Origin of the sequence: Pseudonocardia sp. 73-21, assembly GCF_001899645.1 — a bacterium.
In the GTDB taxonomy this organism is placed as follows: domain Bacteria; phylum Actinomycetota; class Actinomycetes; order Mycobacteriales; family Pseudonocardiaceae; genus Pseudonocardia.
The window spans coordinates 176,308-190,219 of sequence record NZ_MKVV01000016.1; the positions used below are offsets into that span (position 1 = coordinate 176,308).

Sequence of the window (13,912 nt, forward strand, 5' to 3'; positions counted from 1 at the left end):
CGGCCAGATGGTGGCCGAGGGAGGTCGGCGGGCCGCCATCTGCCCGTGATCAGCGGGGTCCACTGGCGAGCTGTGGCCGTCGTCGGCCCGACCCGGTGGGCGAGATCGCGGGTTGCGGTGCGGGGGCTGCACCGGTGCGGCCCCCGCACCGCAGACGCCGATCTCGCGACGGCGCCGGGCTGGGTGGTCCGCGGTGAGCGCCCGGGTGCTGGCGCTGTGGTCGCCCGACTGGCCCGTCACCGCCGCGGCCCGGGACGCGCACGTGCCGGCGCACCGGCCGGCCGCGGTTTTCGTCGCCAACCGGGTGCTGGCGTGCTCGGCGGTGGCGCGGGCCCAGGGGATCCGGCGCGGGCTGCGGCGCCGGGAGGCCCAGGCCCGCTGCCCGGACCTCGCCGTGCTCGCTCCCGATCCCGACCGGGACGCCCGCGCGTTCGAGCCGGTGGTGCTCGCCGTCGAGGAGCTGGCGCCGGGGGTGGAGGTGGTGCGGCCCGGGCTCGTGGTGCTCGCCGCGCGCGGGCCCGTCGGGTACTTCGGCGGGGAGTTGTCCGCGGCCGAGCGGCTGGTGGACCAGATCGCCGCCCGCACCGGTGTGGAGTGCCAGGCCGGGTTCGCCGACGGCCTGTTCGCCGCGGTGCTCGCGGCCCGGCGGGGGCTGACGGTGGCCCCGGGCGACACTCCCGCGTTCCTCGCCCCGCTCGGGGTGGCGGAGCTCGACCGCGAGCCCGACGTCGACCGCTCCGAGCTCGTCGGGCTGCTGGACCGGCTCGGGCTGCGCAGCCTGGGCGCGTTCGCGGGCCTCGACGCCGAGGACGTCGCCACGCGGTTCGGGGCCGACGCGGTGCTGTGCCACCGGCTCGCCCGGGGGCTCGACCCCCGCCCGCCGGTGCGCCGCCGCCCGCCGGAGGAGCTGACCGTCGAGATCGAGCTGGACCCTCCCGTCGACCGCGTCGACGCCGCCGCGTTCGCCGCCCGCGGCCTGGCCGAGCGGCTGCACCGCACCCTCGCCGGCCACGGTCTGTCGTGCACCCGGCTCGGGGTGGCTGCGCGGACGGTGGCGGGGGAGGAGCTGCACCGGGTCTGGCGCTGTGCCGAGCCGCTCACCCCGTCCGGCACCGTCGACCGCGTCCGCTGGCAGCTCGACTCCTGGCTGGCCCGCGGGAACGCCGGGGCGGTGGACCGGCTGTGGCTCGTGCCGGAGGAGACGGTCACTGCGGGCGCGCTGCAGCTGGGGCTGTGGGGCGAGGTCGGGGAGGCCGACGAGCGGGCCGGGCGCGCACTGGTGCGGGTGCAGGCGCTGCTGGGGCCCGATGCGGTGGTCACCGCGGTGCTGACCGGCGGCCGGGACCCCGGCGAGCAGGTGCGGTTGGTGCCCTGGGGCGACGCGCGGGAGGACGACGTGGTGATCGACGCCTCGGGACCGGGAGGGGCGGGGAGCACCGCCGCCGGTCCCCGGACGCCGATCATGGAGGGCTACCGGCTCGACCCCGAGACCGTGATCGACGGTTCGGGACGGGGAACCGTCGATACCGCGGTCGATGGTCCCCGGACGCTGATCACGGAAGGGGTCCGGCACCCCGGGGCCGTGATCGACGCTTCGGGACGCGGAGCTGCCGATACCGCGGCCGCGGGTCCCCGGGCGCTGATCGAGGAGGAGGCCCCGCACCCCGAGGCCGTGATCAGCGCTTCGGGATCGGGAGCCGTCGATACTGCGGCCGAAGGTCCCCAGCCGACGATCACGGGGCCGGCTCCGGACCCCGCAGCCCTGGACCGCGCAGCCCTGGACCGCGCAGCCCTGGACCGCGCAGCCCTGGACCGCGCCGAGCCGGGACCGGTGACCCCCGGGTCCGGGCCGCCCCCGTTCACCGCGGCCCGGCTGGTCGGCGCCGGCCCCGACAGCCTCGTCGGTCGGAGGAAGCGACCCGCCCCGCCGCGCTCCACGGCCCGGCGTCGGGTCCCCACCCGCGGCTCGACCCGCACCGGAACGGTGCGCGAGACCTCGCCGTCGTGGCCGGGGCGGCTGCCGGCGCCCTCGCCGGCCACCGTGCCCCCGCAGCCGCTGCCCGCCGAGCTCCTCGACGCCGACGGCGCTCCGGTGCGGCTCGTGGAACCCGACCGGCTCTCGGCGCCCCCGCACCGGCTGGTCGTGGACGGGGGCGGGGCGCGCACCGTCGCGGGGTGGGCGGGGCCGTGGCCGGTGCAGCAGCGGTGGTGGGCCCCGGACGCCGACGAGAGCAGCCGGGTGCAGGTGCTCGGCGAGGACGGCGTGGCGTTCCTGCTCGTCGTCCGGGACGGGCGGTGGTGGGTCGCCGGGATCTACGACTGACACGGGCCCGCCCCATGGAGGGGCGGGCCCGTGGACTCAGGCCGAGTGCGGCGGTGGCTCCGCGGCCCCCGTCATGATCGCGACGGCCTCGGACATGGAGTGCGACTGCGGCGTGATCACCGTGGCCCGCCGGCCGAGCCGCTGGATGTGGATGCGGTCGGCCACCTCGAACACGTGCGGCATGTTGTGGCTGATCAGGATGACCGGCAGGCCGCGGTCGCGGACGTCGCGGATGAGCTGCAGCACCCGGTTGCCCTCCTTGACGCCCAACGCGGCGGTCGGCTCGTCCAGGATCACGACCTTGCTGCCGAACGCCGCCGAGCGGGCGACGGCGACGGCCTGGCGCTGCCCGCCGGACAGGCTCTCCACGGCCTGTCCGATGTTCTGCAGCGTGGCCACGCCGAGCTCGCTCATGTGCCGCTTGGCCTCGCTGCGCATGTGCTTCTTGTCGAGCATCCGGAACACCGAGCCCAGCACACCGGACTTGCGCTCCTCGCGGCCGAGGAACAGGTTGTCGGCGATGTCGAGCCCGGGGGCCACGGCCAGCGACTGGTAGACGGTCTCGATGCCGGCCAGCCGCGCCTCCATCGGGTTGCGGAAGTGCACCTGCTTGCCGTCGAGCAGGATCTCGCCGCTGTCGGGCGTGATGGCCCCGCACAGCGCCTTGATGAGGCTGGTCTTGCCGGCGCCGTTGTCGCCGATGACCGCGAGGATCTCGCCAGGGTAGAGCTCGAGGTCGCCGCTCGCGATCGCGGTGACCGGGCCGTAGCGCTTGACGAGGCCCTTGGCCTGCAGCACGGGCTCCCGCAGGTCGGTGGCCGTGGTGTCCTCTTCGGTGGCCGCGTGGGTCATGCCCGCACCTTCCTGATCCACTGGTCGATGGCGACGGCGACGAGCACGAGCAGCCCGATCGCGGTGCCCTGCCACACGACGTCGACGCCGCCGAGCTGCAGCCCGTTGCGGAACACGCCGACGATGAGCGCGCCGATCAGGGTGCCGAGCACCAGGCCGCGCCCGCCGAACAGGCTCGTGCCGCCCAGGACGACGGCGGTGATGGAGTCGAGGTTGTACTCGACGCCGACGTTGGGGCTGGCCGAGGCGAGCCGGCCCATGAGGATCCACGCGGCGATCGCGTAGATCAGCCCGGCCACGGTGTACACCGACAGCAGCACCCGGTCGGTGCGGATACCGGCCAGCCGGGCGGCCTCGATGTCGTCGCCGGTGGCGTAGACGTGCTTGCCCCACGCGGTGTTGCTCAGCGCGTAGAAGAAGAACGCGAACATCAGCAGCATGATGATCGAGCCCCAGGTGACGCGGAAGCCGCCGAGGGAGAAGGCGTTGTCACCGAGCGCGGTCATGATCGGCGGCATGTCGGAGCCGCGGATGGTTTCGCTGCGCGACACCACGGAGTTCAGCGAGAAGAAGATGCTCAGGGTGCCGAGCGTGACGATGAACGGCGGCAGCTTCAGCCGCGTCACCAGGAAGCCGTTGAAGGCGCCCATGGCCGTGCCGAGGACGAGACCGATGATCAGCGCGAGCGCACCCGGGATCCCGAGCTTGGTGGCCATGTTGGCCATGAGGATCGACGAGAACACCGCGATCGCGCCGACGGAGAGGTCGATGCCCGCGGTGAGGATGATCAGCGTCTGGCCCAGCGCGAGCGCCGCGATGACGGTGACCTGGGCGAGCACGAGCCCGAGGTTGGCCGCCGACAGGAAGCGGCCGCTGACCAGTGAGAACGCGATGATCGCGATGACCAGGACCGCGAGCGGGCCGAGGACGGGCTGGGCGTGCAGGACGTGCTGGATGCGCTGGAGAGGGGTGGCCGTCCGGCGCTCGTCGAAGCCGGGGGCGTCGGGGGTGGGCGCGGTGGCCGTGGCGCCGCCGCTCGTGGGGTCGTTCGCCATGCGTGCACTCCTTCGTGCGATGCGGTTGATGGACGGGCGGCTGGGGCGAGGGGCGGTGGCCGGCCTCACCCCAGCCGGGCTGTCAGCCCCAGCAGTTGGCTGCGCCGAACGTGGTGTCCTTGGAGTCGACACCGCTCTGGGCCTGGTCGGTGATCAGAGTGACGCCGGTGTCGGTGAAGGTCTTGCCGGCGGTCGCGGCGGGCTTGCTGCCGTCCTTGGCGAACGCGGCGACCGCGTCGACGCCCTGCGAGGCCATCTTCAGCGGGTACTGCTGCGAGGTGGCACCGATCTGGCCCGCCTTGACCGCGGCGACGCCGGGGCACCCGCCGTCGATGGAGACGATCGTGACGGCCTTGTCCTTGCCGGCGGCCTTGAGGGCCTGGTAGGCGCCCGACGCGGCCGGCTCGTTGATCGTGTAGACGAGGTTGATCGAGGGGTCCTTCTGGAGCAGGTTCTCCATCGCGGTGCGGCCGCCGTCCTCGGCGCCGTCGGTGACGTCGTGGCCGACGATGCGGGGGTCGGACTCGTCACCGATCTTGTTCTCGTCGGCCACGTCGATGCCGAAGCCCTTGAGGAAGCCCTGGTCGCGCTTCACGTCGACCGATACCTGGTTGGCGTTGAGGTCGAGCATCGCGATCTTCGCGGTGGCCGCGCCGGCCCCGAGCTTGGCCTTGGCCCACTCGCCGATCAGCTGGCCGGCCTGGAAGTTGTCGGTGGCGAAGGTGGCGTCGGCGGCGTTGGCCGGGTCGGTGGGGGTGTCGAGTGCGATCACCAGCATGCCGGCCTGGCGGGCCTTGTCCAGCGACGGCACGATGGCCTTGGAGTCGCTCGGGGTGATGAGCAGGCCCTTGGCGCCCGCCGAGATCAGCGTCTCGATGGCCTGGACCTGGGCCTCGTTGTCGCCGTCCTGCTTGCCCGCGAAGCTCTGCAGCGTGAGGCCCGCGGCGTCGGCCGCCTTCTGGGCGCCCTCCTTCATCTTGACGAAGAAGGGGTTGGTGTCGGTCTTGGTGATGAGGCCGACGATCGGCTTGTCACCGGAGGGGGCGGCCCCGCTGCTGGTGGCACCACCACCGCAGGCACTGAGGGCGACCGCGGCGACGGCGCCCGTGGCTACGAGGGCGGCCCTGCGGCGGACGGTCCATGGCTGGTTCATCTGCTGACCTTTCGTCATCGTCGACTAGGGTTAGACAACGTTGTCGGCAGACTCTGACGGCTTGGAGCCCGCTTTACAAGAGATTGACATAAGACGATCAGTAACAAGTGGGACACGATGGCGGCGGTCTTGACAACGTTGACACCTGTCGCCCACCATGCGTTCCGTCATCGGCGTCGATGACTGGGTGAACCGGGGGGACCGATGGGTGCGGAACCTGGCTCGGCGCCCGGGATGCGCAGGCCCACCATGCGTGACGTCGCGGAACGTGCCGACGTCAGCTTCAAGACCGTGTCCCGCGTCGTCAACGAGGAGGGCGGCGTGTCGCCCGCGCTGGAGCGACGCGTCCGTATGGCCATCGAGGACCTGGACTTCCGGCCCAACGTCGGCGCCCGCACCCTGCGCCGCTCCGACCGGCGCACCGGCTCGATCGGGCTGCTGCTCGACGACGTCTCGAACCCCTTCTCGGCCGCCGTACAGCGGGCGGTGGAGGACGAGGCCGTGCCGCGCGGCGTCGTGGTCTTCTCGGCGAGCCTCGACGAGGACCCCACCCGCGAGCGGACGCTGGCCCGCCAGTTCGGCGCCCGGCACGTCGACGGTCTGCTGCTCGCCCCGGCAGGTGACGACCAGTCCCACCTCGCCGCGGAACTGCGGACCGGCACCGCCATCGTCTGCGTCGACCGCGAGCCGAACGGCCTGGCGGTGGACTCGGTGCTGGCCACCAACGCGGTCGGGGCGGAGGAGGCCGTGCGGCACCTGGCCGCCTCCGGCCACCGGCGCATCGCGTTCCTCGGCGACCGCCGGACCATCCCCACCGCGCGGCAGCGGTACGCGGGCTACCGCGACGCGCTGGCGGCACTCGGGCTGCCGCTGGACCCCTCGCTGGTGGTCTACGACGTGCGGACGCCGGCGGAGGCGGACGGGGTCGTCACGGCGATGCTCGGCCGGGCTGATCCGCCCACCGCCCTGTTCACCGCCCAGAACCGCGTGACGATCGGCGCGATCCGGGCCCTGCGCCGGCTGGGGCTGGAACAGGTCGTCGCGGCGGTCGGCTTCGACGACTTCCTGCTGGCCGACCTGCTCTCGCCGGCCGTCACGGTCGTCGCGCAGGACGTGACCGCGATCGGCAGCATCGCGGCGCGGCTGCTGTTCGCCCGCATCGACGGCGACACGAGCCCGCCGCAGGTGCGGCTGGTGCCCACGACCCTGATCCGCCGCGGTTCGGGGGAGATCCCGCCCCCCTGATCACTGGCGTTGCCGTCGGTGTCAACGTTTAGCGTCTCCGACGTGCGCATCAGCGAGCTGGGCAGGCGGGCCGGGGTGAGTGCCCGGACCTTGCGGCACTACGAGGAGCTGGGCCTGCTGCCCGCGCGGCGCCGGGCCAACGGCTACCGCGACTACGACGAGCACGACGTGCGCGTGGTCGCCGAGATCCGGTCCCTGGTGGAGCTGGGGTTCGCCCTGGAGGAGACCAGGCCGTTCGTCGAGTGCCTGCGGGCCGGGCACCCCACCGGGTCCAGCTGCCCGGCCGCGCTGGCCGTGCACCGGCGCAAGCTCGCCGAGGTCGACGAGTGGATCGCGCGCCTGCACGCCGTCCGAGGGGAGATCGTCGCCCAGATGGCTCCCCGCTGCGAGTTCACCGAGGAGATCCCGTGATCGTCACCGTCACCGACGCCACCTTCGACGAGCTGGTCCTGCGGGCCGAGCGGCCCGTGCTGGTCGACTTCACCGCCGACTGGTGCCCGCCCTGCCGCATGATCCTGCCCGTCCTGCGCGAGATCGCCGCCGAGCAGGAGGGCCGGCTGGTCGTCGCCCGGCTCGATGTCGACGCCAACCCGGTGACGGCCCGCGCGGCCGGGGTGCTGGGGATGCCGACGCTCACGCTGTACGTCGGGGGTCGCCCGGCCACGCAGGTGGTGGGCGCCCAGCCCAAGGCGGTGCTGCTGCGGATGCTCGCGGAGCACCTCCCGGCCTCGGTATGAGATAGATCACCTCCGGGTTCCGGACGAATCGTGCGACCCGGTCGATCGTGCGGTGTGGCCGGGCAACCCGGGGCGTTCGGACACGTCCGTAGGGTCATGGGTAAGCACAGGAAGCAGTCACACCTGGGGCGCACAGCGGGTGTGGCGGCGGCGATGGCAGCGGTCGGCGCGGGCACGCTGCTGGGAGGGCCGTCGGCGCTGGCGGCTCCCGCGACGGCGCCGGCCCCGGCCGCTCCGGCCGGGGACGCGCAGCTGGTGGACGGCACGCCGTGCACCGTCACGGCGAAGGCGTGCGTCGATCTGGCCAGCCACCAGGCGTGGCTGATCTCGGGCGGCAAGGTCATCGGCGGGCCGGTGCCGATGATGCCCGGCTCCGCCGACGAGCCCACCCCGGTGGGCACGTTCTCGGTGCTGTGGAAGGACAAGAACCACGTCAGCAAGGAGTTCGCGGGTGCCAAGATGCCCAACTCCGTGTTCTTCACCAAGGGAGGCGTGGCGTTCCACGAGGGCAGCCTGAAGAACTTCTCGGCCGGCTGCGTGCACCTGTCGATGACCGACTCCCGGTCGTTCTACGACTACCTGAAGGTCGGCGACCAGGTCCAGGTGCACGACGAGAGTTGAGTTGACGTCGAACGTGTGTTCGACTGTGTGAGTGGGCTGGAGCAACCCGGACGTACCGTGGAGCGAGCTGGAAGCGGCGCTGTCCGGGCGCCCGCGTGACGGCTCCAGCCTGACCGGCGCTGAGACACGGAGCCGCCTCCGGCGGTTGGGAGAGGCCGACGGCGGTGACAGCCCGGCCTGGTCGCGCAAGCGCGGCCCCTACGAGCCGCCGCCGCTGGTCGAACCGACCAGCCGGGTCCCCTTCGCCGAGCTGCACTGCCACTCCAACTTCAGCTTCCTCGACGGCGCGAGCCACCCCGAGGAGCTGGTGGAGCAGGCCTACCGGCTGGGCCTGGACGCCGTCGCGCTCACCGACCACGACGGCATGTACGGGGTGGTCCGGTTCGCCGACGCCGCGCGGGAGCTGGGCATCGCCACGGTGTTCGGGGCCGAGCTGTCACTGGGGCTCACCGCGCCGCAGAACGGGGTGGCCGATCCCGAGGGCACCCACCTGCTGCTGCTCGCCCGCGATCCCGTCGGCTACCGCGCGCTGTGCCGCGTGATCAGCGCCGCCCAGCTGCGCGGGCTGGAGAAGGGACGCCCGGTCTACGACCTCGACGAGGTCGTCGGGGAGACGGCGGGGCACGTGCTCGCGCTCACCGGCTGCCGCAAGGGTGCGGTCCGCCAGGCGCTGGCCGCCGGGGGTGATCCCGCCGGGGAGCTGCGGTGGCTGCGCGACCGGTTCGGCGCCGACCACGTGGCCGTCGAGCTCACCCACGCCGGCCTGCCCACCGACACCGAACGCAACGACGCCCTCGCCGCGCTGGCCCGCGACGCCGGCCTCCCGGTGATCGCGTCCACCGCCGCCCACTACGCCACCGCGGCCCGGTTCCCGCTGGCCACGGCGCTGGCCGCGGTGCGGGCGCGGCGCAGCCTCGACGACGCCGACGGCTGGCTGCCCGCCGCGGGCACCGCGCACCTGCGCTCGGGGGCGGAGATGGCGGCCCGGTTCGACGGCCGTTACCCCGGCGCCGTCGCGAAGGCGGCGGATCTGGGCCGGGAGCTGGCGTTCGAGCTGAAGCTGGTGGCGCCGGAGCTGCCGTCGTTCGAGGCGCCGGGTCGCACCGCGCAGGCGCACCTGCGGGAGCTCGTGGCGTGCGGCCGGATCCGGCGCTACGGCAGCGAGGCCGAACGGCCCGACGCCGTCGCGATGGTGGACCACGAGATGGCGATCATCGAGCACAAGGGTTTCTCCGGCTACTTCCTGATCGTGCACGACATCGTCGAGTTCTGCCGCCGGGAGGACATCCTCTGCCAGGGCCGGGGGTCGGCGGCCAACTCCGCGGTCTGCTACGCCCTGGGCATCACCAACGTCGACGCCGTGCGCCACGGGCTGCTGTTCGAGCGGTTCCTGTCCCCGGACCGCGACGGCTACCCCGACATCGACCTCGACATCGAGTCGGGGCGCCGCGAGGAGGTCATCCAGTACGTCTACGACGCCTACGGGCGCGGCTGCGCGGCCCAGGTGGCCAACGTGATCACCTACCGGCCGCGCTCGGCGGTGCGCGACGTCGCCAAGGCGCTGGGGTTCTCCCCGGGCCAGCAGGACGCGTGGAGCAAGCGGGTGGAGCGCTGGCCACCGCGGACCGCAGGCGGAGCGGTCATCGGCACAGCGGCACCGGTCGTGGACGGGATGCCCGACCAGGTCAGCGAGCTGGCCACCCAGCTGCTCGGCTTCCCCCGCCACCTCGGCATCCACTCCGGCGGCATGGTCATCTGCGACCGCCCGGTCTCCGAGGTGGTGCCGGTGGAGTGGGCGCGGATGGAGAACCGCACGGTCGTGCAGTGGGACAAGGACGACTGCGCGTCCGCGGGGCTGGTCAAGTTCGACCTGCTCGGGCTGGGCATGCTCACCGCGCTGCACATGATGATCGACCTCGTCGCCTCGTACACGGGGAAGAAGATCGAGCTGCACGAGCTGGGGGAGCACGACCCCGCCGTCTACGAGATGCTCTGCCGCGCCGACTCGGTGGGTGTGTTCCAGGTGGAGTCCCGCGCGCAGATGGCCACCCTGCCCCGGCTGCGCCCGACGAGGTTCTACGACCTGGTGGTGGAGGTCGCGCTGATCCGGCCCGGTCCCATCCAGGGCGGCTCGGTCCACCCCTACATCCAGCGCCGCCACGGCGCCCCGTGGGAGCACGACCACCCCCTGCTGAAGAACGCCCTGGAGAAGACGCTCGGCGTGCCGCTGTTCCAGGAGCAGCTCATGCAGATCGCCGTGGACGTGGGCGGGTTCAGCCCGTCCGACGCCGACGAGCTGCGCCGGGCCATGGGCTCCAAACGGTCGGAGGAGAAGATGCGCGCCCTGCGCGGGCGGTTCCTCGACGGTGCGGCGGAGCGCGGCGTGCCCGACGACGAGGCGGTCAGGATCTTCGGCAAGATGCTGGCGTTCGCCAACTTCGGCTTCCCGGAGAGCCACTCGATCAGCTTCGCGGCGCTGGTGTTCTACAGCGCCTGGTTCAAGCTCTACCACCCCGCCGCGTTCTGCGTGGCCCTGCTCAACTCCCAGCCGATGGGCTTCTACTCGCCGCAGTCGCTGGTGGCCGACGCCCGCCGGCACGGGGTGCTCGCGCGCGGTCCGGACGTCAACCACGGACGGGCCGAGGCGATCCTGCAGGCCGACGCGCTCAGCGAGGGCGGGCAGGCGATCCGCCTCGGGCTCGCCGAGGTGCGCGGCGTCGGGCTGGATCTGGCCGAGAGCATCGACGCCGAGCGCGACGGGCACGGCCCCTTCCGCGACCTCGCCGACCTCGCCCGCCGCGTCCGGCTCACCGTGCCGCAGGCCGAGGCGCTGGCCACGGCCGGTGCGTTCGGGTGCTTCGGAGTGGACCGCCGGTCGGCGCTCTGGGCGGCCGGGGTGGTGGCGTCGGTGCGGTCGGAGCACCTGCCCGGCACCGCCGTCGGTCTCGACGCGCCCGCGCTGCCCGGGCTCACCGCGGCCGAGCTCACCGTCGCCGACGTCTGGGCCACCGGCGTCTCGCCCGACAGCCACCCGATGCAGCACCTGCGCGCGCAGCTGGACGGCCTGGGTGCGGTCCGCATCGACCGGCTCGCGTCGCTCGATGCCCCGAGCGATCCCGAGCTGCGGCCGCCCCGCGTGCTCGTGGGCGGGCTCGTCACCCACCGGCAACGGCCCGCCACCGCCAAGGGCGTCACGTTCGTCAACCTCGAGGACGAGAGCGGCATGCTCAACGTCACCTGCTCGGAGGGGCTGTGGGCGCGCTACCGCACCGTGGCGATCGGCAGTGCCGCGCTGCTCGTCCGGGGGCGGCTGGAGCGCAGCCCGGAGGGCGTGCTGAACCTGGTGGCCGACCGTCTGCAGAAGCTGGTGCTGGCGGTGCCGGTGACGTCCCGCGACTTCCGCTGAAATGCCGAACGCCCCACCGCGGATGCGGCAGGGCGTTCGGAAAGGAGCAGAGCTACTTCTGCATCGGGCTGCCCATGGCCATCGCCTTGCCGCCGAGCTCCTGGCCCACCCCGTCGAACCAGATGTAGGCGAAGATCGCGCAGAAGACGAAGACGGCGATGCCGGCCAGCGTCGAGTAGATGGCCGTGCCGGAGAGGGCGAACGCCAGCACCAGCGCGACCGCGATGTCGACGAACAGGAAGCCCGCCGTGAAGGCCAGCGGCAGGCGCAGCGTCGCCAGCGTCAGCGCGACGAAGACGACGAGCCACGAGATCAGGTAGGTCGGCAACTCACCGGTGGTGGCCGTGAGGCCGAGCCAGCCGTTGGTCTCCGCGGCGAGCAGCACGCCCAGGCTCAGCCAGAACGCCGAGAAGATGCCGAAGATCGCGCCCACCAGGCCGTTGCCGATACGGCTGCACCACACGGTCGAGACCAGCAGGAACAGGCCGGACGAGAACACGACCGCCGGGACGATGCCACCGACCGACGCGGCGGGCAGGTAGCCGACCAGCCAGAGTCCGAGGCTGATGGCGCCGGGCAGGAAGGTGGCCAATCCGAGCAGCGCCGGGTTGGCTACGGGTGCCGCGGCAGCAGGTTCGGCCGAGGCGTGTGCCCCAGACTGGACGTCGCTCTCCACGCTCATGAACGGGCTCCTCGTTGAGACAGCGGGACCGGCTGCTACGCCGGATGGTCGACATTGTGCGCGCGATCACACGGCAGGGGAACCTGCCCGATCGGGCCGGATCGACCCTCTACCGGGATGGCACGCTGCCCAGGTGGACGACGACGCCGAGTATGTGGACCTTGATCTTTCTGAATTATCAGCCGGTGAGAATCCCTGGATCCGGCGGCGTTTCCTGAGGTGCAACTTTCTCGATTCCGATCTCCGGGGGCTCGTTACCGAATCGTGCTCTTTCGACGAGTGCGACTTCACCGGAGCCGATCTCGGAAACTCGGTCCACCGGGGCACGGCGTTCCGCACGTGCACGGTCCGGAACGCGACCCTGGGCGGGTCGGAGTTCCGCGGGTGCTCGCTGCTCGGGTCGAGCCTGATCGACTGCCGGCTGCGCCCGATCACGCTCACCGACTGCGACCTCACCCTCGTCGCGCTGGGCCGTGCCGACCTCCGCAAGACCGACCTCTCGGGGCTGCGCATGCGGGAGGCGAACCTGGTGGAGGCCGACCTGCGGGAGGTCGATCTGCGCGGCGCCGACCTGGCCGGGGCCCGGTTGTTGCGCACCCGGTTGGAGGACTCCGACCTGCGCGGCGCCCGCATCGGCGCGGACGGCCTGGTGCAGGCGCGGCTCACCGGCGCGACGGTCGACGCGGAGCAGGCGCTGGCCTTCGCCGCGGCCCACGGCCTCCACATCGCCTGACCCCCGCGAGTCGGCGCTTTCGAGCGCGCGAGTCGGCGGTTGTGGGCGCGCGAGCCGGCGGTTGTGGGCGCGCGAGTCGGCAGGTTCCCGACAGCGGTCGCGCCGCCCGTCGCCCGGGGACGGCCACCCGGAACCGCCGACTCGCGCGCGGGGAGCCGCCGACTCGCAGGGGTGGGGGGAGGGTTCGGGCGGGCTGAGAGGATGGGGGCCGTGACTGCGACGGTGATGGACGGCAAGGCGACGCTGAACGAGATCCTCGGGGAGCTCACGGGGCGGGTGGAGAAGCTCACGGCCGCCGGGGCGACGCCGGGCCTGGGTACCCTGCTCGTCGGCGACGACCCGGGGTCGCACTCCTACGTGCGCGGCAAGCACCGCGACTGCGCGAAGGTCGGCATCACGTCGATCCAGAAGGAGCTGCCCGCCGACGCCACGCAGGCGCAGGTCGAGGCGGCCATCGACGAGCTCAACGCCGACCCGTCGTGCACCGGGTTCATCGTCCAGCTGCCGCTGCCGAAGGGCCTCGACGCGGGCGCGGCGCTGGAGCGCATCGACCCGAACAAGGACGCCGACGGCCTGCACCCGGTGAGCCTGGGCCGGCTCGTGCTGGGCGAGCCGGGGCCGCTGCCCTGCACCCCGCGCGGCATCGTCGAGCTGTGCCGCCGCTACGACGTGGAGCTGGCCGGCGCGCGGGTCACCATCGTCGGCCGCGGGGTGACGGTCGGGCGTCCGCTGGGGCTGCTGCTCACCCGGCGTGCCGAGAACGCCACCGTGACGCTGTGCCACACCGGCACGCGCGACCTCGCCGAGGAGGTACGCCGCGCCGACGTCGTCGTCGCCGCGGCCGGGGTGCAGGGGCTGATCACCGCCGACATGGTGCGGCCCGGCGCCACCGTCCTCGACGTGGGCCTGACGCGCACCGACCTCGGCATCGTCGGCGACGTCGCCCCCGAGGTGGTCGAGGTGGCCGGCAAGCTCGCCCCGATGCCCGGCGGGGTGGGCCCGATGACACGCGCGATGCTGCTCACGAACGTGGTGGAGGCAGCCGAACGGAGCTTGTCGGAGTGAGCATCGATACCGAACGGAGCTTGTCGGAGTGAGCATCGAT

Annotated in this window: 11 protein-coding genes and 1 pseudogene; 8 read left to right on the top strand and 4 right to left on the bottom strand. The window is 73.0% G+C overall.

What is annotated here, in order from left to right:
- Positions 1 to 205: 205 nt before the first annotated feature.
- Positions 206 to 1,387: pseudogene (locus tag BGP03_RS03985) on the top strand (DNA polymerase Y family protein); the annotation flags it as partial.
- A gap of 972 nt (positions 1,388 to 2,359) precedes the next feature.
- Here BGP03_RS03985 and BGP03_RS03990 read toward each other — a convergent pair.
- From BGP03_RS03990 to BGP03_RS04000, 3 genes are all read right to left on the bottom strand, one after another.
- Positions 2,360 to 3,133 carry an ATP-binding cassette domain-containing protein gene (locus tag BGP03_RS03990; protein ID WP_296369815.1) on the bottom strand — a complete coding sequence of 258 codons (774 nt, stop codon included), beginning with the start codon at positions 3,131 to 3,133 and terminating at the stop codon, positions 2,360 to 2,362.
- 38 nt (positions 3,134 to 3,171) lie between these two features.
- Positions 3,172 to 4,230 (bottom strand): ABC transporter permease, encoded by a 1,059-nt coding sequence (locus BGP03_RS03995; RefSeq protein ID WP_296369756.1) that lies wholly within the window; start codon positions 4,228 to 4,230, stop codon positions 3,172 to 3,174.
- A gap of 82 nt (positions 4,231 to 4,312) precedes the next feature.
- Positions 4,313 to 5,383 carry a sugar ABC transporter substrate-binding protein gene (locus BGP03_RS04000; RefSeq protein WP_296369759.1) on the bottom strand — a complete coding sequence of 357 codons (1,071 nt, stop codon included), beginning with the start codon at positions 5,381 to 5,383 and terminating at the stop codon, positions 4,313 to 4,315.
- 204 nt (positions 5,384 to 5,587) lie between these two features.
- On the opposite strand from BGP03_RS04000, the gene BGP03_RS04005 reads away from it, so the two are divergent.
- The 5 genes from BGP03_RS04005 to BGP03_RS04025 all read left to right on the top strand — a co-directional run bounded on the left by BGP03_RS04005 (position 5,588) and on the right by BGP03_RS04025 (position 11,392).
- Positions 5,588 to 6,628 carry a LacI family DNA-binding transcriptional regulator gene (locus BGP03_RS04005; protein WP_298800101.1) on the top strand — a complete coding sequence of 347 codons (1,041 nt, stop codon included), beginning with the start codon at positions 5,588 to 5,590 and terminating at the stop codon, positions 6,626 to 6,628.
- 42 nt (positions 6,629 to 6,670) lie between these two features.
- Positions 6,671 to 7,039, top strand: coding sequence for a MerR family transcriptional regulator (locus tag BGP03_RS04010; protein ID WP_296369763.1), 369 nt, complete (start codon positions 6,671 to 6,673; stop codon positions 7,037 to 7,039).
- A complete protein-coding gene (locus tag BGP03_RS04015; protein ID WP_296369765.1) occupies positions 7,036 to 7,365 on the top strand; it encodes a thioredoxin domain-containing protein in 330 nt (109 codons plus the stop codon). Before BGP03_RS04010 ends, BGP03_RS04015 begins: the two co-directional genes overlap by 4 nt.
- A gap of 96 nt (positions 7,366 to 7,461) precedes the next feature.
- Positions 7,462 to 7,986: a L,D-transpeptidase gene (locus BGP03_RS04020; protein WP_296369767.1), complete on the top strand. Its 525-nt coding sequence runs from the start codon at positions 7,462 to 7,464 to the stop codon at positions 7,984 to 7,986.
- Positions 7,987 to 8,017: 31 nt separating this feature from the next.
- Positions 8,018 to 11,392 carry an error-prone DNA polymerase gene (locus tag BGP03_RS04025; RefSeq protein WP_298800103.1) on the top strand — a complete coding sequence of 1,125 codons (3,375 nt, stop codon included), beginning with the start codon at positions 8,018 to 8,020 and terminating at the stop codon, positions 11,390 to 11,392.
- Between the two features lie 52 nt (positions 11,393 to 11,444).
- Here the strand turns inward: BGP03_RS04025 and BGP03_RS04030 are convergent, their stop codons facing one another.
- Complete coding sequence (locus BGP03_RS04030; protein WP_296369771.1) at positions 11,445 to 12,074, bottom strand: GPR1/FUN34/YaaH family transporter; 630 nt, start codon at positions 12,072 to 12,074, stop codon at positions 11,445 to 11,447.
- Between the two features lie 133 nt (positions 12,075 to 12,207).
- On the opposite strand from BGP03_RS04030, the gene BGP03_RS04035 reads away from it, so the two are divergent.
- Together BGP03_RS04035 and BGP03_RS04040 are read left to right on the top strand one after the other, a co-directional pair.
- Entirely contained in the window at positions 12,208 to 12,807 is a 600-nt protein-coding gene (locus BGP03_RS04035; RefSeq protein ID WP_296369773.1) for a pentapeptide repeat-containing protein, read from the top strand.
- Positions 12,808 to 13,017: 210 nt separating this feature from the next.
- On the top strand, positions 13,018 to 13,872 hold the full coding sequence (locus BGP03_RS04040) for a bifunctional methylenetetrahydrofolate dehydrogenase/methenyltetrahydrofolate cyclohydrolase (RefSeq protein ID WP_296369775.1): 855 nt from the start codon (positions 13,018 to 13,020) through the stop codon (positions 13,870 to 13,872).
- Positions 13,873 to 13,912: the final 40 nt, after the last annotated feature.